The organism is Hydrogenophaga sp., from assembly GCF_050182545.1.
Lineage (GTDB): Bacteria > Pseudomonadota > Gammaproteobacteria > Burkholderiales > Burkholderiaceae_C > Hydrogenophaga.
Map to the genome: position 1 here is coordinate 13,237 of NZ_JBFXCD010000019.1, position 19,177 is coordinate 32,413.

Annotated in this window: 22 protein-coding genes; all 22 read right to left on the minus strand. The window is 68.1% G+C overall.

Annotation, left to right across the window (positions count from 1 at the left end; translation table 11 throughout):
• Position 1: 1 nt before the first annotated feature.
• The 22 genes from AB7P10_RS16760 to AB7P10_RS16865 all read right to left on the minus strand — a co-directional run bounded on the left by AB7P10_RS16760 (position 2) and on the right by AB7P10_RS16865 (position 19,176).
• Positions 2 to 964, minus strand: coding sequence for a tail fiber protein (locus AB7P10_RS16760; protein WP_428294994.1), 963 nt, complete (start codon positions 962 to 964; stop codon positions 2 to 4).
• Positions 965 to 1,858, minus strand: coding sequence for a hypothetical protein (locus AB7P10_RS16765; RefSeq protein ID WP_428294995.1), 894 nt, complete (start codon positions 1,856 to 1,858; stop codon positions 965 to 967). It lies immediately after the preceding gene.
• The gene (locus AB7P10_RS16770) at positions 1,855 to 5,433 is read right to left on the minus strand and encodes a phage tail length tape measure family protein (RefSeq protein ID WP_428294996.1); all 3,579 of its coding nucleotides are present in this window, start codon (positions 5,431 to 5,433) and stop codon (positions 1,855 to 1,857) included. Before AB7P10_RS16770 ends, AB7P10_RS16765 begins: the two co-directional genes overlap by 4 nt.
• Before the next feature lie 9 nt (positions 5,434 to 5,442).
• Complete coding sequence (locus tag AB7P10_RS16775) at positions 5,443 to 5,787, minus strand: DUF1799 domain-containing protein (RefSeq protein WP_428294997.1); 345 nt, start codon at positions 5,785 to 5,787, stop codon at positions 5,443 to 5,445.
• Between the two features lie 59 nt (positions 5,788 to 5,846).
• Positions 5,847 to 6,173 carry a phage tail assembly chaperone gene (locus AB7P10_RS16780; protein ID WP_428294998.1) on the minus strand — a complete coding sequence of 109 codons (327 nt, stop codon included), beginning with the start codon at positions 6,171 to 6,173 and terminating at the stop codon, positions 5,847 to 5,849.
• Positions 6,174 to 6,228: 55 nt separating this feature from the next.
• On the minus strand, positions 6,229 to 7,161 hold the full coding sequence (locus AB7P10_RS16785; protein WP_428294999.1) for a phage tail tube protein: 933 nt from the start codon (positions 7,159 to 7,161) through the stop codon (positions 6,229 to 6,231).
• Between the two features lie 35 nt (positions 7,162 to 7,196).
• Entirely contained in the window at positions 7,197 to 7,394 is a 198-nt protein-coding gene (locus AB7P10_RS16790) for a hypothetical protein (protein ID WP_428295000.1), read from the minus strand.
• Positions 7,395 to 7,408: 14 nt separating this feature from the next.
• Positions 7,409 to 7,825, minus strand: a complete 417-nt coding sequence (locus AB7P10_RS16795; protein ID WP_428295001.1) for a hypothetical protein — start codon at positions 7,823 to 7,825, stop codon at positions 7,409 to 7,411.
• Positions 7,822 to 8,373, minus strand: a complete 552-nt coding sequence (locus tag AB7P10_RS16800; RefSeq protein WP_428295002.1) for a hypothetical protein — start codon at positions 8,371 to 8,373, stop codon at positions 7,822 to 7,824. Before AB7P10_RS16800 ends, AB7P10_RS16795 begins: the two co-directional genes overlap by 4 nt.
• A gap of 161 nt (positions 8,374 to 8,534) precedes the next feature.
• Complete coding sequence (locus AB7P10_RS16805) at positions 8,535 to 8,894, minus strand: hypothetical protein (RefSeq protein ID WP_428295003.1); 360 nt, start codon at positions 8,892 to 8,894, stop codon at positions 8,535 to 8,537.
• A 17-nt stretch (positions 8,895 to 8,911) separates the two neighbouring features.
• On the minus strand, positions 8,912 to 9,511 hold the full coding sequence (locus AB7P10_RS16810) for a hypothetical protein (RefSeq protein ID WP_428295004.1): 600 nt from the start codon (positions 9,509 to 9,511) through the stop codon (positions 8,912 to 8,914).
• Positions 9,512 to 9,525: 14 nt separating this feature from the next.
• A complete protein-coding gene (locus AB7P10_RS16815; protein WP_428295005.1) occupies positions 9,526 to 9,825 on the minus strand; it encodes a hypothetical protein in 300 nt (99 codons plus the stop codon).
• Positions 9,822 to 11,552, minus strand: a complete 1,731-nt coding sequence (locus AB7P10_RS16820) for a glycine-rich domain-containing protein (protein ID WP_428295006.1) — start codon at positions 11,550 to 11,552, stop codon at positions 9,822 to 9,824. Before AB7P10_RS16820 ends, AB7P10_RS16815 begins: the two co-directional genes overlap by 4 nt.
• Positions 11,553 to 11,594: 42 nt before the next feature.
• A complete protein-coding gene (locus AB7P10_RS16825; protein ID WP_428295007.1) occupies positions 11,595 to 11,762 on the minus strand; it encodes a hypothetical protein in 168 nt (55 codons plus the stop codon).
• Positions 11,752 to 12,138, minus strand: coding sequence for a hypothetical protein (locus AB7P10_RS16830; protein ID WP_428295008.1), 387 nt, complete (start codon positions 12,136 to 12,138; stop codon positions 11,752 to 11,754). Before AB7P10_RS16830 ends, AB7P10_RS16825 begins: the two co-directional genes overlap by 11 nt.
• Before the next feature lie 16 nt (positions 12,139 to 12,154).
• The gene (locus tag AB7P10_RS16835) at positions 12,155 to 12,655 is read right to left on the minus strand and encodes a phage tail fiber protein (RefSeq protein WP_428295009.1); all 501 of its coding nucleotides are present in this window, start codon (positions 12,653 to 12,655) and stop codon (positions 12,155 to 12,157) included.
• A 30-nt stretch (positions 12,656 to 12,685) separates the two neighbouring features.
• Positions 12,686 to 13,186 carry an N-acetylmuramoyl-L-alanine amidase gene (locus tag AB7P10_RS16840; RefSeq protein ID WP_428295010.1) on the minus strand — a complete coding sequence of 167 codons (501 nt, stop codon included), beginning with the start codon at positions 13,184 to 13,186 and terminating at the stop codon, positions 12,686 to 12,688.
• Positions 13,187 to 13,188: 2 nt separating this feature from the next.
• Positions 13,189 to 13,806, minus strand: coding sequence for a hypothetical protein (locus tag AB7P10_RS16845; RefSeq protein WP_428295011.1), 618 nt, complete (start codon positions 13,804 to 13,806; stop codon positions 13,189 to 13,191).
• A 16-nt stretch (positions 13,807 to 13,822) separates the two neighbouring features.
• Positions 13,823 to 14,341, minus strand: coding sequence for a hypothetical protein (locus AB7P10_RS16850; RefSeq protein ID WP_428295012.1), 519 nt, complete (start codon positions 14,339 to 14,341; stop codon positions 13,823 to 13,825).
• Between the two features lie 86 nt (positions 14,342 to 14,427).
• A complete protein-coding gene (locus AB7P10_RS16855; RefSeq protein ID WP_428295013.1) occupies positions 14,428 to 17,094 on the minus strand; it encodes a hypothetical protein in 2,667 nt (888 codons plus the stop codon).
• A gap of 97 nt (positions 17,095 to 17,191) precedes the next feature.
• A complete protein-coding gene (locus AB7P10_RS16860) occupies positions 17,192 to 17,545 on the minus strand; it encodes a hypothetical protein (protein WP_428295014.1) in 354 nt (117 codons plus the stop codon).
• A gap of 104 nt (positions 17,546 to 17,649) precedes the next feature.
• Entirely contained in the window at positions 17,650 to 19,176 is a 1,527-nt protein-coding gene (locus tag AB7P10_RS16865) for a hypothetical protein (RefSeq protein ID WP_428295015.1), read from the minus strand.
• Between the last annotated feature and the right edge of the window lies 1 nt (position 19,177).

Below are 19,177 nucleotides of genomic sequence, written 5' to 3' on the forward strand. Positions count from 1 at the left end.
CTCAGTACTTGATGCAGGCCAGCAGGGCGGTGGTGCGCACGCGGTTCTCGGTGCCGCCAGACGAGTCGGTGGTGAACGCGTGGCTGTGGCTGGCGGAAACGCCGCCGGTGGTGATGGTGTGGCTGTGGTCGCCGGCGGAGCCTGTGGCCCCTCCGGTTGGAGGGCCTGCGTAGGTGGAGGCAGAGGACCCGCTCCCGTTACCCGCGTACTGTGCGTAACTATGGGTATGCGCGCCGGTCGTGTTCGTGGTGCCGCTGTGGGTATGGTCTGCACTCTGGTTGCCCGTGTTTCCGGTGTGCGTGTGGCTGGCGTTCTGCGGCTGCTGCAGCGTGGCCAGGCCGCGCCCGGCGTCCACTCCCTTGCCGTCGTCCAGGGCGCGGATGTGGTCGCCGCGCAGATCGGGCAGGTTGAACGTGGTGCTGCCGTCGCCGATGTAGAACTTGCCAGGGTTGTTCGCCCAGTCGGTGCCGTCCACGGCGAAGGCGCCATCGGCCACGGCCTTCGTGTACAGCGCGGCGTAGGCCGTGCGCGACACCGCTGCACCGTCGGCTTTGAGCCAGCCCGCAGGCGCGTTGCTGTACGGAAAGTGCCCGATCACGCCCACGTCGTCCGACACCGCGGCCCAGTCGCTCGTCACGCCCGGCTCTGTGGTGGCCACGTTGCCCACCGCGACCAGCAGGATCCAGAAGCGACCGTTGTGATACACGCTCGCCGGCAAGGCCAGCGAACCGGCAAGGGTGTTCCAGATCCCCACGTAGTTCGCCGCAGCCAGGGCGGCGCTGCTCGCGGGCAGCACCACGGCCGCCATGGCCGCCACGTCTGCCTGGTCGGCGTTCATCTGGTCGGCCAGGGCGTTGGCCTCCGTCACGAAGGCCGGCAGTGCGGCCAGGAACTCGTCGCCGCGCTCGGCGAAATTGTCGGGGTCTTGCCGCGTGGGCGGCGTGGGCAGGGCGGTGATGGGCATTTAGATCAGTCCTTCAATCTCGAGGAAGTAGGTCGACACCTTGGGGTACTCGATGCCGCAATAGAAGTCCTTGTAGAAGCCGAACACCACCAGCGGCTCGCTGAACTCGGGGCGGTTCGAGCCCAGCCACACCACGGGCGTGGCGCGCAGGTCGTACAGCAGGCGCTGCACACGGTTCACCTGCAGGTTGTCCACCTCCAGCTGCACCTGCAGGTTCTTGCTGTAGGCCCGGCGCACGAAGGTGGTGGTGCCGAAATCGTCGGTGTTCTTGCGGCTGTAGTCGGTGATGCCGGCGCGCGCGCCGTAGTAGGGCTGGCCGAGGTCCTTCACGCGGCCAAACACCAGCGAGCCGATCTGCAGGCCGGCGGCCGCGGTCAGCTCCACGGTGAGCTCACTGCTGCCAAAAGGCGGGATGCCGGTGAACACCGCCTGGCTGCGCCGCACCGTCGGGTCGCTGAAGAAGTACTCGTACCAGCTGAACACCTCTTCGCCGGCCATGCTCTGCGTTTCCTCGTACACCACGGTGCCGCCCGGGCCGTCGCGCACGGTCACATGCGCCGTCTGAGCGTTCACACCCAGGATGGCCACCGTGTCGATGATTCCGGTGTTCACCACCACCTCGAGCGATTCGTTCGCCTCGGTCTCGGTGCTCACCTGGTCGTCGAACATGGCCCAGGTGTTGCTGGGGCCCAGCAGCGTCCACCAGGTGGGCGAGCTGCTCGGTTCGTGGTTGAGGTTCGAGGCCTGCAGGCTCTGGTACCGGCCGGTCTCGTACACGCGGATGTCGCCCTCCGCGTAGGTGGCGGCGTCCGACCAGGCCGCCTCGGCCTCCACGGCGTCGCTGCTCACGAGCATGCCCGGTGCCATGACGTTGGGCTTGAGCACCTTCATCATGATTCGGCCACCGCTTCGGTCTGGAAGGCTTCGCCATTGCGCGAGACTCTTGAGAGGATCCGCGCCGACTGGGCACCATGGGCCACGCCGGCGCGCACCTCGGCGCGCAGGCCCACCACCTCTGAGCGCAGCGCCTGCAGCTCGGCCAGCAACGCAGGGTTGTTGCCGCCACCCACCATGGCCGCAGTTTCGCGGGCGCTGAAGTAGCGCGCAGGGCCGGTGACTTCAATCTCTGGGCCCCGTTCGCCCACCAGGCGCAGGCCGCCGCGGTGCATGCCGCCGGTGGCGAACTGCGGCACGGGCAGGCCCAGGGCGGCCAGGGTGGCGCTCAGGCTGGCCGCGAGCTGCCCACGCATTAGGGCCACGTCGGCCGCCGTCACGGCCTGCAGGCGCGCGGCGTCCTCGATCGCCTGGCTCAGGAACGGCAGGCGCTCCAGCGCAGCCTGGTCGCCGGCGCGTGCAGCTGCCGTGCTGGTGGCGAACTGAGCCTGCAGCGCCGCCATCGAGCTGGTGCTGTCGGTGGTGAGCAGGCCACGCAGGCGCTGCACCTCATCGGCCACCGAGCTGCCCAGATGTGCGAGCGTGTCCGCCAGTTGGTCGGCATGGCTCATCAAGCCGTTGAACACAGGTGCCAGTGTCATCAGCGCGGCGTACGCTTCCCGGCCGGCTTCGGTGGTGAGGTCCTGTGCCTCGACCAGGCTGCGGAACCCGTCGCGGCTCGTGGGCATCTCCAGGCTCAGCTGGGCCATGGCCTCGCCCATCTGACGCGTGGTGGTGGCCGCTCGCTCGGCGTCTGTGTAGTAGGCTTGGTAGTAGGCGTCCGTGGCGGTGCCGAAGTTCTGCAGGCCCCCGAACAGGTCGGCGAGCTGGCTGGCCATGTCGCCCCCGGCCAGGCCCACGTCATAGGCCTGCAGGCCCAGGGTGTCGAACACCTGGTTCACCACGGTAATCGAGTTGCTCAGGCGGGTGAGGGTGGCCACCGCGTCCTCGCCGCGCCGGATGTACTCGCTCGTGCCCATGATCAACCTGGCCTGGGCGTTGGCCATCTTCGCGAATTCGGCCGTGAGGAGCGCGTTGACCTGGTCGGCCGACAGGCCCTTCGTGGTGATCTCGAACGAGTGGCGGTAGTTGGCCAGGGCGTCCGAGCTCAGGCCCAGCGCATCCGCCATGGCCACGGAAGAATCGGTCAGCGCGTTGTACTGCAGCGCCATCTCGCTGCGCACGCCTTCGTCGAGCGGGTTGTACGTCCACTTGTCCGAGCGGAACCAGCCGCCTTTGTGCAGCTCCCAGCTCTTGCCCCTGAAACCCTGCTCACCCCCGAAGGTGCCCTGGATGCCGTTCGATGCCAGCTTGCGGCCGAACGCCACGTTGACGACCCCGCCGATAACGCCACCGATCACCGCGCCCAGTGGGCCGAAGATGCTGCCGATCGCCGTGCCGGCGGCCACGGCCGTGTTGCCGCTCTTGCCGATCGCGCTGTAGCCCCCGCTGATCATCTTGCCCAGCACCATGCCCACCATGGCGCCGCCCAGTGCCGAGGCGGCCGAGCCCATGGAGCCCGAAAGCGTGCCCATGCCGGCCTCCTGCGCCGCCAGCATCTGGCTCTGCTGGCTGAACATGGCGGTGCCGTACTGCATCGACGAACCGATGGAGCCCACCATGTTGCCGAACCCGGAGAACCCGCTGGTCACGGCGTTGTACAGGCTGGTGAGGTTGTTGAAGCCGCCCAGGATGCCGCTGTTGCCGGCCGCGCCGCCTCCGCCCATCGCGCTGGCGAAGCCGTTGCCGATCGGCGCGAGGATGGGGCGCAAGATCATGGTGCGGAACAAGCCGATCAGGTACTCCTTGACCGAGCGCCCGCCCTCCATGAGTGCGTCGGTGAAACTCTGACCCACCTGGTCCCAGGTGCGTTGCCAGGCGGCCTCTTCGTCCTTGCGCAGCTTCTCGCCGGCCTCTCGCACCTCGCGGCTGCCCATGGCCTGCACCAGCTGTTCGCGTGCGTCGATCTCGGCCTGGATGGCCATCACCACGCTTTCATTGCCCATGGCGGCCACCTGGCTCTCCTTGAGGCGGGCAATGGTCGTGAGCTCGATGGCGCGCGCCAGGCTGATCTGGTGCTGCTCCGCGTAGGCCGCAGCCTCGTTCTCGATCTGCAGGGACTCCAGCCGCTGCTGCGCGGCGGCCGCGCTGTCTTCGTAGACCTTGGTCATGGCGGCGTCGGCCTTGCGCGCCGCTTCCACCATGCGTTCCTGCTCCTTCCAGGCTTCACTGGCCAGCCGGTTGCGCAGCTCGCCCACGGCCAGCTCGCGCTTGCGCTGCTCTTCGGCGTCGGCCGCGGCCAGCTTGCTCGCACGGGCGCGCTCGCGTTCCTGCTCCCTGGCCGCCTCGGTGGCCAGGCGGTTGCGCAGCTCACCGGCCTCCAGGTCACGCTTGCGCTGCTCGGCCCGTTCCTTTTCGGCGGCGGCCACTTCCTCAATGGCGCGTTGCTCGGCCGCTGCGTTGTCGGCCTGGGCGGCGGCGCTGCGCAGCTCCAGGCGGATCTTCTCCTGCAGCAGGGCCTGTTCCTGCAGGGCCGCGTCCAGCGTCCGCTGCGTTCGGGCGGCGAGGCCAGCGAAACCCATCGACTGCTGGTACTCCAGGCGCCCACGCATCTCGTTCACGTTGTCCGTGGCAGTCCGGAGCTGGTCGCTGGTGGTCTGGGCCCGCCCGACGTTGAGCACCTTGTCCCAGGCCCAGCTAGCGGCCTGGCCCATCGCGTTCCAGGCGCGCTGCAGGTACCCCAGGTTCTCGCCCACGCCGTCTAGGTGTTTGCGGAAGGCCTCGCCCACCACGATCATGGCCTCCTGCACGCGGCCGGCTTCCTCCAGCGCCTTGATGTGCTCGTACTGGGCCAGCGTGAGGAAGTGGTACTTCTCGTTCGCGGTCGCCGCCCACTTGGCCACGCCGTCGCTCATCTTCGCGAAGTCGGCGGTCACGCTGTCGCGGCTGCGCCCGCTGGCCTGGGTCATGAGCTCGATGGCGCCGGCCACGCTCTCGGTGGCGGTGCGGCCGAACTTGCCGGTGGACACCAGCGCCTCGGTGATCTCGCGCGCGCTGCCGACCGTGCTGTTGGCGTCGCGTGCAACCCGCCGGGCCATGGCGTTGATGTCGCCCGCCAGCAGGCCGGCAGCGTTGCCGGTGAGGCGCAGCAGGTTGGTCTGGCGCTCGAGCTCGTCGCTGGCGACCTCCGACACCGCCACGAAGGCCAGCGCCGCCACCCCGGCCGCACCGAGTGCCAGACCCAGGCCCCCCAGCGTGGAGCCTGCACGCGCGGCGCCGCTGGCCATGCCGGCCATCTCCTGGCCGGCGCGGGCGAAGTCGCCCGAGGCCGCGGCCTTGCCGATGGACACCACCTTCTCGGCGGCCTTCTCGGCCTGGCTCTCCAGGCGCTTGGTGGCGGCGGTCATGCCGTCCGTGCTGCGGGCGGCCCTCTCCATCTCGGCGCGGGTTTCACGCCCGGCGTCACGCAGACCGTCGCGGTACTTTTTCAAGTCCGCGGCGATCCGGATCACCAGCTCTGTGCCTTTCCACGCCATGCTTGTCCTTCAACCCGTTCGCTGTTCGCGCCGTCTGGCGTCCACCTCCAGCACTTCGCGCTCGATCACCAGCAAGGCGGCGAGCTGCTCAGCCCAGGCCTTGCCCCGCACACCGGCGGCCCGGGCCACCACCTCCACACCCGCCAGGTTCAGGCACCCCCTTGCGCCTTCGAACCCCGCATACAGCCACTGGCTGGAGATCCGCAGAAAGAAGCACCAGTGCGCCCAGTTGTCCTCCCACACCTCGAAGTCGTCCGGGTTGCCTTGCTGCTGCTTGCGCAGCTGCTCGGCGAGCGCCAGGCTCTCCTCGGTGGCGTTCCAGCGCCGCATCATCTCCAGCACCTTGTCGTCCACCTGCGTGGGCCTGGGCGGTGGCCTCTCGCCCACCCAGTGCCGTGCCGCCTCGCGCAGGTTTAGGGTTTTCCCCCGTACGCGTTTTCATAGAAGGCCAGCGCCGTGAATTTCGGCGTGGGCTGGATCTGCAGCAGCGCCTCGAGGTTCTCGGCGGTGAAGGGGATCGGCGCGTTCGTGTCCGCGTCCACCAGCTCCCAGTCCACGATGCGATCGCGCACCAGGTCCGCGTCGTTGAGGCGGCGCTCGCCAAGATCGGCGAGCTCGTCGGTGGAGGTGCGCTTGAACACCGCGACGAAGGTGTTTTTGTCCACGCCGCCGCGGTTGTTGGGCACGGGCACGGTGACCTTCACCTTGAAGGTCGGCTGCTGGGCCATCTTGAAAGCCATGTAGGTTGCTCCTGGGTAGGGAATGCGCAGATCTGCGTGCGGCGCACGCAGCAGGTCACTTGAAGGTCAGCACCAGCTCGTCGTTGCCCTCGTCGGGGTTCACATCGAGCTGCAGGTTGAGCATGGCGATGCCCTGGCTGTCGCTGATTGAGGGCTCGCTGGCCACCGTGGTGGTGGGCATGTCGATCTGCACGATGTTCCCGGCCACCAGGCCATGCACCACCGACAGCGCGCCCACGTCACCCAGGCGCACCGCCTCGCCCCAGTTCTTGGCCGCCGCGGTGGGCAGCTCGATCACGGCATTGGCGGTGGGCTTGCGGTCGGAGCGGCGCGCGCCACTGCAGTTGATGAGCTCGCGCCAGTTGTTCTCGTTGTTCAGCGCCCAGCTGAACTGCTCCACGCAGGGCGTGGTGCCGTGCAGGGTGAAGGTGGGGGTGTTGGTCCTGCCCACCGTCAGTGGCTTGAGGAAGGCCGTGAAATCCGCGCCGGCGGGCATCGCCGTGTCGGTGTAGGCGTTGTAGACACCCATGCACATGAACTTCAGCACCGGGATGCCCTTGGGGTTCATGTCACACGACACGTCGGCGATCACGTCAGTCAGCAGGAACTGCAGGCCGTCCAGGTTGCAGGCCAGCGTGAGGTACACCTGGCCGGTGGTCACCGGTTCATACAGTGCGTGGGTGGCCGCCAGAATGGTCTCGGAGAAGCCGCTGGCCAGGAGCAGCGGGGCGAAGGCCGGGGCGGTGCCGGCGGCGCCAGAACCCGCCAGTTCCATCTCGAACTCGATGGCGGCGTGCTCGCCAGCGACGAGCTTGGGCGAGTTGCCCATGTAGGGCCGCACCAGCGCGCGATCGACGAACTCCGCCTTGATGGGGGAGGGCATGGCGCTGCGCACGAGCATGGCGTCGTCTGCGGCGGCAAGGGTGGCGGGCGTGCCTTGGGCCACTTGGGCCTTCGCCATCACCAGCATGTTGCGCATGAGTTTCATGGTGTGTTTCCTTCAGGTTGCGGGGTGATGGCCGCTCAGGCCTCGGTGGTGGGTTGCTCGGTGGCGGCTTCGCCAGCGGGCCGGCGCAGGCCGGTGACCGGGTCACGCACGTAGCGCCCGGCGCGGCCGCTGAATTCGTCGCGCGGCCAGCCACCTGGTGGGATCGCGGCGATCTCCGGCGGCGGTGTGGTGGCAGCGGGCGTCGGGGCCCCCTTGGTGGTCTGCTTCTTCATCGGATTTCCTTCGGCTAGATCCGCACTTCCAGCGAGAGGGCCACCCAGCCATAGGGGTGCTCCAGCTGCTGGCTCTGGCGGAACTCGAGCGGCAGCACCGAGTTCAGCCCGGGGTTGTTGGGGTGGGCCGTCCAGTCGAGCAGCTCCTGCAGTAGCGCGAGCTCGGCCTGCTCGATCGCCACAGGCTCGGTGTCTTCCTCCACCAGGAGGAAACCCACCAGCATCACGGTCATGAGGCCGAGCTGCCCCTCGCGCCCGAGGTAGTTGGCAAAGCTGCCCCCGCCCTGGCCCACGACGCAGACCAGCCCATCGAGGAGGTGCTGGCGATCGGCTGCGGCCGGGTCAGCAAGGCCTCGCTGCACATGGCGGTCGCCCAGGGTCGCGAACAGACTGGCCTCGATCGCGTCGAGCGCGCCGTTTGCGTCGCTCATGCCGGGCCCGCCGATCTGCCGGCGTTCGCTTCACGCACCAGGCGCTCCACGAACTCCGTCATGCGCAGGGGGAAGGTGCGTTCCATCACCAGGGCCACGGGCTCGGCGAATGGCTGGGCGCGCAGGCCCTTGCGCTTGACGTGCCAGGACAGGCCCATGTACCGGTCGCGCAGCTCCAGCTCGCGTGCAGTGAAGCGCCCGGTGCCTTTGCGAACGCGCGCCAGGCCGGTAAAAGCCTTGCTGGCCAGCCAGTCGACGATGGGCTTTGCGGCGGGGTCGAAGAAGCGGGGCAGGTGCTTGCCCGGGCGCTGCCCCTTCTCGCGGTACAGGCCATGCTCGACGCCGGGGCGAACTGTCCATGCCAGCGGGCCGTCGGGCCGGCGGTCGATGCTGTTGACCAGGTTGCTGCGCCACTTCGGCGCCAGGTCGCGCATGCGGCGCACGATCTCGGCCGACACGCGGTTGAGTTCGTTCGCGACCTCGCGCTCCATGTCGTCGCCATGGAGCTCGAGCGCCACCGAGATCTCGTGCGCGTTGTGCGTGAGCATCAGCCTGCCGCCTTCATCGTGTTCACATCCCGGGCCTTTCCGCCACGTCGTTGCCGCCCCGGTGGGCGGTTTGGTCCGGGGTTGATCGTGTCGGGTCCCTTGAGGCAAAAAAAGGGGGCATTTCGGCCCCCTTCGTGCGGTGTTCTGCGGCTGCGCTGCGGCTACTCCAGCGGCGTCGGCTGGGTCTGAGAGCCGTCCTTGCGCTTGGGGTTGATCGTCACGTTGATGCCGAACTTCGACTTGAGCAACATCAGCAGCATGTCGGCCGCGCTGGCCGTGCCCAGGCCGCTCATGATCGACAGGCCCAGCAGCATGGGCAGATCGTCCTTCAGGGTGCTGTAGCTCATGAGGAAGATCACCACGCCCCACATCATCGAGTGCAGTACGGCGCCGATCACGGCCCGCCGCGTGAGCTCGTGGCGGCTGCGCAGCAGCATGCTCAGGCCCAGCAGGGAAGCGCCGGCGCCGCCCACCAGCGCAAGAACGGCCCACCAGGCCACGTCATCGCCCATCGCGTTCAAGAATCTCTCCATGCGGTTCATGTCCGTGCCCCCAGTTGCTTGATCGACGCCTCCACGGATCCCGCCAGGAGGTTGGTCTTTTCGTTGCTGCCCCGGCTGGAGCCGAAGAAGTAGCTGGTCACCTGCTGTGCGTTGGCAGCGATGTAGCCCACCACGGTGCCGATCATCCCGGCGACCATGGCCGCCACGGCCGGATCGGCCTTGAGCTGGCCGGTGAGCAGGTAGAAGCACCCCACCAGCACCACGCCCATGAGCACGGCGAAAGTGACCAGCACGGCAATGCCCAGCCAGAACACGCCCCGGTCGCCGGCGTGCGCCTGACGGGCCTTGCCGACGTCTTCCACATAGGCCAGCTCGGTAGCGTTGTTGATGCGCACCACGTCAATGTCGAGCGACTTCATGCGCAGCTTGAAGTCGTTGTCCGCCTCACGCAGCGCCACCACCTGCTCAGGGCTCAGGCCCTGCATGACCACCGCGGCCAGGTCGGCCTCGCTGGCGTCCTGCTGGCCCAGCACCGAGTCGGCGATTGCCTTGACGGCCGCGCCGGCGAGAGGGCCACCCAGCGCGGCGCCGAGCGTGGGGGCCAGGGTGCCGACGAGCCTTTTCCAGTCCAGCATGGTGTGCACCTCCGTCAGTTGAACTTGCAGGGCAAGAGATAGGGGATCACGTGCGCGAGCCCATTGGTGTCCATAGCGCGGGCTCGGAGCTTGTAGATGCAGCCGTCCACGCGCCCGGTGATGCGTTGCAGCACCTGGCGGCCCACGAGTTGGGGCGAACCCACCAGCACGGCCTGCGGTGAGTCGTCGGTGCCCTTGTGCACCGTGACGGTGATCGCGACCGAGGCCACGGTCTCGGCATCCTCCAGCTCACGGTCGAAGTCCAGCACCGCCACCTTGATTTCTTCGGCGTCGATTTCGGGGAAAGATTTCATGCTGTGGCCCTCCAGGAGCGTCGTTCGTTGCGTGCAGTCCAGTCGCGGCGTTCGTTCCTGGCCACCATGCCGCGCTCGAACTCGAACACGGGGCCCAGCACCTGCAGCGACGCCGTGGCGTCCGATGACGCCTCCCCTGCAGCGCCCAGCGAAATACCCACCGCCAGGACCGAAGAGCCCGTTGCTTGCGCGAGAGCAGTTGCGCCAAGTGGCACAACCAGGGTCAGTGCGCCTGTGGACTGAGCCTGTGCAAGAGCGGCCGCGCCAAGGGGAATGTCCAGCCACAGGCTCGCGCCCGCACTGGCCCTTGCGGAACCGTCGGCAGCCAGGGAGCCAGCCTGTGCGAGCGCAGCGCCACCGACGGCCGCAGCCGCTCCAGCCGCCGCCAGCTGCCGCTGCACGTGCAGGGCCGCATCGCTCTGGGCTTGGGCAACTGCAGTGCCCGACAGCGAGATGAGCATGGACAAGGTGCCTGCGCTGCTGGCCACCGCCGCGCCATTCGCCTGCAGCTCTGCGTTCTCCCCGTTCTGCAGGAGCGCAGTGCCGCCCGCCTGGGCGCTGGCATGGGCGGCAAGCAGTCGGTCAATGGACAGCCCGGCGCTCGACATGGCCTGTGCGAGGCCGGTAGCGCCCAGGGTGACCCCCAGGAAGAGCTGGCCGTCAGAAGAGGCCACAGCGACCCCGGTCGCCACGAGCGGAATGCTGTGAGCCATGCTGGCGCCGGAAGCTGCGACCGCCAGCCCGGCGCTCTGAAGAGAAACGCCCTTGAGGAGGCTGGCACCGCCACTGGCTGCTGCTGAGCCAGCGGCATCGAGTGACCTGGTCAGGGCGAGCTGCGCAGCGGAAATGGCCGTGGCTGTTGCATCAGCGGCCAGGTTGTTTTCGCTGCTTTCGCCCTCAAGGATCCAGCGGACGATGACGACACCTCGCCCACCATTCGCGGATGGTTGCAAAAAGTGTCCGCCAGCGCCGCCACCGCCGCCCTTGCCGTCCTGCCCGGGTGTTGGGTCTCCGTTTCCAGCTGACAGGCCCCCCTGGCCGCCGCCGCCTTGGCCACCTGGTGCGGCTTCTGCGTCGGTGAAGCTCCCGCCGCCGCCGCCACCACCACCGTAGAAGGTCGGCGTGCCGGTGATGTCATCCTCCACCCCATCACCGCCCGCGCCGGCACTCGTACCTGCAACGGCAGGCTCGCCATCCTCGCCCGCGCCGGCGCCGCCGCCGCCGCGGGCATTGCCACCGCCGCCAACGCCATCTCCGCCGTCGAACCCTGTTCCAGTGCCGCCGTCCGAAGAAGGTGGAGTTTCTGCGCCGCCGCCACCGCCGCCATTGCCGCCATCTCGGCCCGGAGAATCTGCCCAGTCCCGCGCACCGCCAGCACCGCCACCTTCTGCCGTGTCACCGTTGAAGCTGGAATTCCCTCCGTCGCCTACTTCCTGCGCATCGATATCGGTCGGAACGACACCGCCGGCGCCGACAACCACCGGATATGACCCGGCAGTGAGCACCGCGCCGTTGACGCGCAGCGGGCGTCCGCCGGCGCCTCCGCCAGCGACCGAGGTGCCTCCGCCTGCGCCACCGCCCGGGACAAGGAAGTAGTCAAATTCGCCGCCTTCGGTGACAACGAGTGGGCCATCCTCGCCAAATGTCGCGACGCGGTAGTCAACCCCGCCGACGTTGATCGTCGTGAACGTCGCACCGGTTGACGCGCCTTCGTCTACGACTGGCATGGATGGCTAGGGTGTGCCTGAATGCTCGGCCTCAGACAGCGGTCAGTCGCCGGAAGCGGCGTCAATCGCGGCCTGAAGATCCGCGCGAGCGGCGTCGTCCAGCGCCTGCAGGTTGGCTTGCAGGTTCACCTCGGTGCTGCCTTCGCTTTCCGCTTGTTTGATCGCGGTGTCCAGCGCAGCCCGCAGCGTGCGCGCTTGTTCAAGGTGCATGGGGGGCCTCCAGTGCTTGAATGATCTGAGCACGCGCCGCGCGCGCCACAGCGATGGCTTCCGGGTCCGGGCGCCCTCCAGGGCAGGCCGCATCAAGTGCGGCGCGCGCCTCGTCGGCCAGGCGCTGCACGTTCACCGCGGTGGCCACCGGGATCTTCTTGGCGCGCAGCAGGCTTGCCGCCTGGCGCCGCGCCACGATCACGCCGGTATAGTCTGCGGCGGTTTGCGCTTCGCAATCGTTCTTGGCCAGCGTGGCCACCCCGTAGATGGCGCTTCGCGCGGAAGCCGCCTCGAGCTGCACCGGGGTCGGCGCCGTTGCGCAGCCGGCCAGCATGGCCAGAGTGACCACCAAGATTGAAAGTTTGGACTTGGACATGCGATTCAAGCCTTCATCAGTTGTCGATCTGGAACGTCAGCGACCCAATGGGGAAGCTCACCGAATTGCCAGTGCTGATGGTGTTGTCGACCGTCAGGTCGGTGCAGATCCAGGCATTGCCGCTGGTCGACGCGTCCCACCAGCGCACACTCACCACGGTGCCCCAGCCCGCCGTCGGCGTCGGGAACGTCACGGCGGCGTTGTTGCTGGTCGTGCCACTGGTGCCAGAGCTGGCCGTGGTGCTGCCCGCGCTCTGCGTGCCCGCAAAGTTGGCCAGCGATGCTGCCACCGCGACCCTTGCGTAGGAGCCGCCAGTGACTTCGGTACCGCTGCCCGTCTCACCACACGCCGCGGTGTCGAGGCCGACGTATAAGGTGGCTGGTGCACTGAGCGACTGCGCCCGGAACAGCGAGTCGACAAGGCGGTTTTCGGCGTAGTCGGTCAGGTCGGTGGCGCTGGCCGTGGCCGCGAGGAAAACCAGCGCAAGGCCGGCGAGTAGGCGGTTCAGGAATTTCATGGGTTCACCTCGTGGTTGAAAAAGCGTTGATCAGCTGCGCACGGTGTGCATCTGCATGGGCTGCATGCCGCCCTTGAGCCAGGACGACACGTCGAAGGTTGGGCATTCCTTGAGCCACTCCCAGGGCTCAATCACACCGTTGCCGTTCGCGTCCGGGCTGTGGTCACGGTGGCCCAGCACCGCGGCGCCGGGATAGACACCCAACAGGGTCACCACCGTCGAACGCAGCGCGGCCCACTGTGCGGGCGTGAAGCGCTGCATGCCGACCATGCACACGCCGATGCTGTTGCCGTTGCTGCCAGCCACGTGGGCGCCCATTTCCTCGACACTGCGGCCACTGAACACCTGGCCTTCCAGGTCGATCAGGAAGTGGTAGCCGATGCTCTTGAGCGACGGGTTGAAGGTGGTCGCGTTGGCATGAGTGCGGCGGAATCCCCGCGCCGCGTGCCAGCGGTCCACGTCCTGCACGGTGACCTGGTGGCCCTGGGGGGTGGCGCTGCAGTGCAGCACGATGCTGGTGATGGTGCGCATGTTCATCGGGCCTCGCGGAATTCGTCGAGCAGCGCCTGGTAGAGCGCGGCGGGGGTGCTGTTGCGGGGGGTTCCGCTCAGGCCGTCGCGCAGCTGCACGGGCTTGGAGGCATTTCGGACGCTGAGCTCGAGCATTGCCTCGGCCTGGGCCCGCAGCAGCAGCAAGCCGCGATCGAGCGCGTTCACCGTGGTCGCGCCTTCTTCGTCGCTCACGACGTGGCGGGCGAAGTACCAGAACGAGAGCGCGTTGGTCCAGGCAGCGAGCTGGGCTGCCGTCGGCGCGATCTCGAGCTCGATCCACCAGGCTGTGCCGTCCCAGGTGGCGTGAGCGCGGGGCACGGCGCCGGGGTAGCCAGGCTCCCAGGGCCTCAGGCGGGTGGTGCCGCCCCACAGGGAGGTCTTCAGCGCGGCGAAGTCGTCCACCGGCATCGCGTAGCGCCCCTCGTCAACCGTCAAGGTGACCGTTCCCAGGCGGGTGATCGGCCGCTTGAACTGCATGTCGGGCAGCGCCTGGGCCAGGAAGCGCCTGAAGTCCGCATCCAGCGGCGCGCGAAACACCGCCGCACTGTCGTGCAGCGATGCCTTCAGGTCGGCCACCAGGTCGGATTCCTTCATGCTCATGCCCAGGCGCTCCCGATCAGGCGGCCGGCGTGGTGGCGTCGGCAGCGCGCACGGACTCCTCGGCCTTCGCGCGCAGCGCCGCCTTCTCGTCCTCGCCGATCGCCTCGAGCTGCTCGGCCGTGAGTCCCTGCAGGGCCAGCTCGTACGCGGCCTGCACCCTGGCCTCGAACGCGGCCAGCTCTGCGTTCTGGGCCTCTTCCTGCAGCTGCTGCGCGCGACGGATCTGCTCGGCCTTGATGGCGCCGAGCAGGGTGCTGCGCGGTGTGTCCGTCTTGCCTTCCAGGTCCGCCAGCAGGTCCAGTGCCTCGTGCGTGAGGTCTGGCAGTTCGACGGCGATCGCCTTCACGCCTTTGCCGAGCAGCTCCTGAAGGAGCTCGACCAGGCTGACCTCGACGGTCGCCAGCGCGGGTGCACGGTCCTGCAGCTCGGCCGGCAGCAGGTTGGTGTCGATGTCGCGCCCTTCGCCGGGCGGGATCATCTTGCCGCCGACGTAAATGATGTCGCGGCCGGTGTTCTCGATGTACTTCGTACCCATGGTGTTCTCCGGTTCGCCTGGTGCCAGTCGCCCCGCCCGCGCTCATGGCGGGCGGGGGGGTCGCGCTTCGGCGGGGGGGGTGTGGGTTACGCGGCCCGCGCCACGCGGCCGGTGGAGCTGTAGAGCACCACGCTGGTCAGGCTCTTCTTGAGCTGGGTGGGGGTGTGGCTCACCACCCACTGCGTGCCGAACGACTCCTTCGCGTCGATGAAGTCGCCATTGCTGTTGCGCGCCTGCTCCAGCGGCTGCATGGCGAAAGGCTTGACCATGCGGAAGCGGCTGTTGCCCCGCTCGCCGATCAGGATCCGCGTGTCAGCCATCAGCAGGCCGGGCGCCGTGGTGTTGAAGGTGGGCATGGCCTTGATCTGTCCCACGGAACCGTCGGCTGCGAGGCCCGTGGCCACGCGGCTGGCGTTGGCCTCGAAGCTGCGGGCCTGGCTCACCGTGTTGTCCACCGCGGCGCTCATCAACACCATGTTCGGCGTGAAGAAGCGGTCGCTGGCGATCACAGCCTTGCGGCCACCGATGACGGTGAGCAGTCGGTCGTAGCGGTCCTTGATGTCCTCTTCGGCCACCGCGTCGGTGTTGAACTTCACCACGTTGGTGCTGTAGCTGTAGGTCACCACCAGCGGCCAGGCGTTGGTGGGAATGACAGCCGCACCGTCTTCATCCACGAAGCGCAGTTCGCCCAGGTTGTAGTCCATCACCCAGTAAATGCCCGCGGCCAGGGCGGAACCATCGGCCGGCGGCAGGTACTCGGAGCGGGCCACGCTGTTGAGCGTGACGGTGATCGGGTTCACCGTGGCCCCGACCTGGGCGCCCTGAATGTCGTAGACCTTGCGCGGGCGCACCACGGGGAACTGGCTCGTCACAAACACCGCATTTGTGCCGTTCACCGAGGCAGTCAGCGTGTCGTTGCCTGCGGCAACTCCGGCCTCATCGGCCGAGACCACCAGTTCGTTGCAATTGATGGCCTCGGTGTCCTCGCCCACGATGCGGATGATGTTGCGGATGTTCTCGCTCACCGGGTCGAAGTCGATCGGTGAGGCACCCAGCAGCATGCGCAGTTCCTCGGTCACACGGAACGCCAGCTTCTGGGGGATCGGGCGGGCCTCTTCGTGCGTCTGGATCACGCCGGCCTTGCGGATGCCCTGGTTCTCGTAGCGGCGCAGCGCGTTCATGCCTGCGGCCGAGGTGTCGCGGTAGCTGTACGGGATGGTGACCACGTTCGCGAAGGGCACCGTGCCCACGTTCACGAAGTTCAGGCTCACCAGGTTGTACAGGGCTTCACGCAGCACGGTGCGCTCGGCGATCACGGGCACTGCGGCGTCGCTCACCAGGCCGGTACCGGCGGCCAGCGCGCGGTGCTCTGCATCCAACCGGGCAGCGTTCACCGAATCGAACTGGGCCAGTGCGATCTCGGCGTAGCGCTTGTTCTCGTCCAGCAGGATGCCGCCGGTGCGCTCGAAGCGACGCGCGGGCGACATGCGGTCGAAGCCCAGGCGGCGGTCCACGTTCTCCTGCAGGGCCTTGATGCCGTTGGAGGCCTCCACAGTGATCTGCACCGAGCCCGAAGGCGGGTTGTAGCCCAGGGTCGCCAGCTTGTGGGCGGCGCTGAGCTTCTTCGAGGTGTTGATCTGCAGCTCGGCGAGCGCCTTGACCTGGTCGTCGGTGGTGACAGCGGTGATCATGGTCGACACGGCATCGCACAGCTGGCGCACGCCCTCGGCGGGCAGTGTCGTGTCGCCGGCGGCGATCAAGTCGCTCAGCAGCTTGCGCTTGGCCTGAAGGGCGGTGTTCGCGGCGGTAGCCTGGGTGTCGCGTTCGGCCAGCAGACGGGCAACCTCACCGGCCACGTCGACCTGGTTGGGGGCCGACAGGTTGATGGTGATGGGCTGGGTGTTGCCCGCGGCGGCCAGCGCCTTGATCTGGTCGGCCACCGGCTTGGCGGCGATCTCCCAGGTGCTGACGATCGACAGGCATTTGGCCTCGTCGCCGGCGGCCGCGTCGAGCTGCGCTTTGGCCTCGGCGAGCAGCTTGGTGAGCACGTCGCCCGTGATGCCCATGGCGAGCAGCTTGGTCTTGAGTTGTTCCAGGTAGTTCATGTGGAGTCCGTCCGAGAGTTCTTTGATGAGGGTGGGGGCGATCGCATAGCGCACGCCCTCGCTGGCGTCGTCATCCAGCGAGAGGAGCACGGGCTCGAGCTGCTTGATCACGGGGCGCGTGGTGAGCCCGGCGCCGAGCAGCACGCAGCCATGCGCCTTGCCTTGTTCGTTGTCTTTCCAGTTTTCGTGGTACTCCGCGCTCAGGTAGGCAAAGCCGCGCGTCTTCACGGCGTCCACACCGTAGGGAGTCCACTCGACCAGGCCGCGAAGGCGCCCGTTCTCCACGCTGAGCTTGAGGAACTTCGCCGCCGCGCCGTCGCTGTGCCGGTGGCCCACGTCCAGGAACACGTCTTGTCCCAGCACGCGCTTGTTGAAGTTGTCCACCATCTCCTGCAGGTGGGTGGGCGTGATCTTGAATTCGCCGTAGCGCGGGTCGCTGAAGTTCCCCGTCCGGGTCACCGTCACCCACGTCTGCGTCTGCCCCTCGGCCAGCTCGATCCGTTGCGACAGGAAGCGCACCACGCCGGCCTGGCTGTGCGGGTTGTCGTCGTCCGAGAGGCAGATGTGCCGCGCCGGCACAGCAGCTGCACCAGCACCGACCGACGCGGCCAGCGAGAGCACTGCAAGAGACAGGAGAGAGCGCTTCATGTTGCCTTTTCGCGGTAGTTACGCGATGGGCATCTTTTCCCGTGACGGGTAGGCAAAAAAAGGGGGCAAGCTGCCCCATGCGCCCGGGCGTGCGGGCTCAGTCCGGCTCTTCCGAACAGCGCTGGAACTCCGCGTTGAGCAGCCGCACCACGGCCACGGGCAGCGTGCCGTCCGGGTAGATCAGCTCAAGCGCTTGCAGTCGGCGCAGCGTGGCCATCACATCGGGCATGCTGTCGCCGGTGAGCTCGGCCAGGGCCTGGTGGTTCACGTCCACGCAGTCCCACAGGTCGGCGAGAGAAGCGTCCCCGTGGGGTTCGATGAAGCGCCTCACGAGCTGGGGGTTCCAGCTCAGCACGTAGCGGCGCAGGGTCTTCTCTTCGCGCACCAGCAGGGCGCGCGGCTTGTTGAACCGCTCTTTGTGCTCGTCCAGGCAGATCTCGAACATGCTCATGGGAAGGCCTTCAACGCGCGTAAAATGGATGTGTACCGGCGAAGTCGTTTCGGACGTTAGGAGAAGGGGGCGTCAGCCAACATGCACTCGTCGCCGGTACCCTTTCAGGAGCCCCAGGCTCCTTTTTTCTTGCGCATCGAGTCCAGCGCCAGCTTCTTGCCCTTCGTGCGGATCTCCACGGCCAGGCGGTAGCCCACGCCATCGATGAGCTTGGTGAACACCACCACATCTCGCCCGATCTTGTTCTTGCCGTCCGCGAACATGCGGTCGGGCGCGGCCAGGACCTGACTCAGCAGCGTGTAGTCGCGCGCCGTCACGGGCAGCTGGCCGCGCTTGACCTCCATGATGGCGTTGCCATGGTGCTTGTGGGTGTGGATCACGCCGTAGTTGTCCAGCACGTGCTGGTAGCCACGCAAGTCGTGCCCGGTGGCGCTGCGCGCTGCCTGGTGGTTGAGCTCGGGCCCGATCGGCATCAGCAGGCGGCGGTCCTTCGTGTCCAGTGAGCGCTCGACGAACGACCGCATCTCGGGTGCGCTGGGCCCCTCGCGCCTGGCCAGGCGCTGCTCCACGGCCTTGAGCGGGCTTCGCAGCATGCCCTTGCTCAGCAGACCCTGGTCGAAATAGGCCGCCTTTGTGACGCCCAGGACGCCGGCGCGGATCTCCGGGCTCAGCCGCTGCAGCGCCTGCAGCTCCGTTTCCTTGCCCGTCCGATCGGCGTCGGTCACTTCGTCCAGGAACCTGATTTCCACGAAGCTGAGCGTGTTCGGGTGGGCTGGCCAGGGGGTGGCCTCGCGGGTCGGGTAGACGCCCGGGCCCAGGCCGTGCAGGTTCTGAGCGGCCAGGAGGTCGCAGATGTCCGGCGCCGGGTGTGCCGGGCTCAGCAGGTAGCGCCAGCCGGCAAAGCCCGGGGTGTTCTCCCCGCCCGCCATGTAGGCCTCACCGTGGGCCCGGTTGATCTCGGTGCGGAACACCCGGTCGGCCTTCCACACCTCGCCGCCGTCGCCGCTGGTGAGCAGGTCCGCCAGGCGCTGCAGGCTGGTGCCGCTGGCGTTCTTGAGCGTGCGCGCAAGCTCCGGGGGCACGCGCCGCCCCTCGTAGGCGAGCTGGGCGGCGGCGCGGCTGGCGCTCCATCCCTGCACCACCGCATTGCTGATCGCGCGCTGCAGCACCTCCTTGGCGCCCAGATCCAGGCGCCACAGCCTGTCCGATAGGGCCAGGCCGTCCGCCGCGTGGAAGGCGCGCACGAAGTCCACCGCCGTCTCGCTCACGCGCATGGCGGCGCCGCTGTCCAGCACGGCCTGGGCGGCGCCATCCGCACCCACTGCGGCGATTCCCTGTGCGGTGTACGGGCGCACGCCGAGTGCGGCCGAGCGGTTGAGGCTGTCGAAGAGCAGGGCGTCCCGCCGCTGGCCCAGCGCCGTGACGATCTCCTCGATCTGGCGCAGCAGCGCCTGAAGCTGCTCGCGCGGCACCAGGTTGCTGCCGTCCACGCGACTGGCGATCGCCGCCCGAACTTCGTCAGCAGCATCACCGTAGAGCTGCAGCAGCTCCTCGACGTTGGCCGCGTCCAGGTCGCGCATGGCGTTGCGCGCCTGCTGGCTGGCGCGCCGGATGGCCGCGGCGGTTTTCACG

Coding starts and splice junctions, on each gene's coding strand:
- AB7P10_RS16760 (WP_428294994.1), bottom strand. CDS start 964: ATGCCCATCACCGCCCTGCCCACGCCGCCCACGCGGCAAGACCCCGAC.
- AB7P10_RS16765 (WP_428294995.1), bottom strand. CDS start 1,858: ATGATGAAGGTGCTCAAGCCCAACGTCATGGCACCGGGCATGCTCGTG.
- AB7P10_RS16770 (WP_428294996.1), bottom strand. CDS start 5,433: ATGGCGTGGAAAGGCACAGAGCTGGTGATCCGGATCGCCGCGGACTTG.
- AB7P10_RS16780 (WP_428294998.1), bottom strand. CDS start 6,173: ATGGCTTTCAAGATGGCCCAGCAGCCGACCTTCAAGGTGAAGGTCACC.
- AB7P10_RS16785 (WP_428294999.1), bottom strand. CDS start 7,161: ATGAAACTCATGCGCAACATGCTGGTGATGGCGAAGGCCCAAGTGGCC.
- AB7P10_RS16790 (WP_428295000.1), bottom strand. CDS start 7,394: ATGAAGAAGCAGACCACCAAGGGGGCCCCGACGCCCGCTGCCACCACA.
- AB7P10_RS16795 (WP_428295001.1), bottom strand. CDS start 7,825: ATGAGCGACGCAAACGGCGCGCTCGACGCGATCGAGGCCAGTCTGTTC.
- AB7P10_RS16800 (WP_428295002.1), bottom strand. CDS start 8,373: ATGCTCACGCACAACGCGCACGAGATCTCGGTGGCGCTCGAGCTCCAT.
- AB7P10_RS16810 (WP_428295004.1), bottom strand. CDS start 9,511: ATGCTGGACTGGAAAAGGCTCGTCGGCACCCTGGCCCCCACGCTCGGC.
- AB7P10_RS16815 (WP_428295005.1), bottom strand. CDS start 9,825: ATGAAATCTTTCCCCGAAATCGACGCCGAAGAAATCAAGGTGGCGGTG.
- AB7P10_RS16820 (WP_428295006.1), bottom strand. CDS start 11,552: ATGCCAGTCGTAGACGAAGGCGCGTCAACCGGTGCGACGTTCACGACG.
- AB7P10_RS16825 (WP_428295007.1), bottom strand. CDS start 11,762: ATGCACCTTGAACAAGCGCGCACGCTGCGGGCTGCGCTGGACACCGCG.
- AB7P10_RS16830 (WP_428295008.1), bottom strand. CDS start 12,138: ATGTCCAAGTCCAAACTTTCAATCTTGGTGGTCACTCTGGCCATGCTG.
- AB7P10_RS16835 (WP_428295009.1), bottom strand. CDS start 12,655: ATGAAATTCCTGAACCGCCTACTCGCCGGCCTTGCGCTGGTTTTCCTC.
- AB7P10_RS16840 (WP_428295010.1), bottom strand. CDS start 13,186: ATGCGCACCATCACCAGCATCGTGCTGCACTGCAGCGCCACCCCCCAG.
- AB7P10_RS16845 (WP_428295011.1), bottom strand. CDS start 13,806: ATGAGCATGAAGGAATCCGACCTGGTGGCCGACCTGAAGGCATCGCTG.
- AB7P10_RS16850 (WP_428295012.1), bottom strand. CDS start 14,341: ATGGGTACGAAGTACATCGAGAACACCGGCCGCGACATCATTTACGTC.
- AB7P10_RS16855 (WP_428295013.1), bottom strand. CDS start 17,094: ATGAAGCGCTCTCTCCTGTCTCTTGCAGTGCTCTCGCTGGCCGCGTCG.
- AB7P10_RS16860 (WP_428295014.1), bottom strand. CDS start 17,545: ATGAGCATGTTCGAGATCTGCCTGGACGAGCACAAAGAGCGGTTCAAC.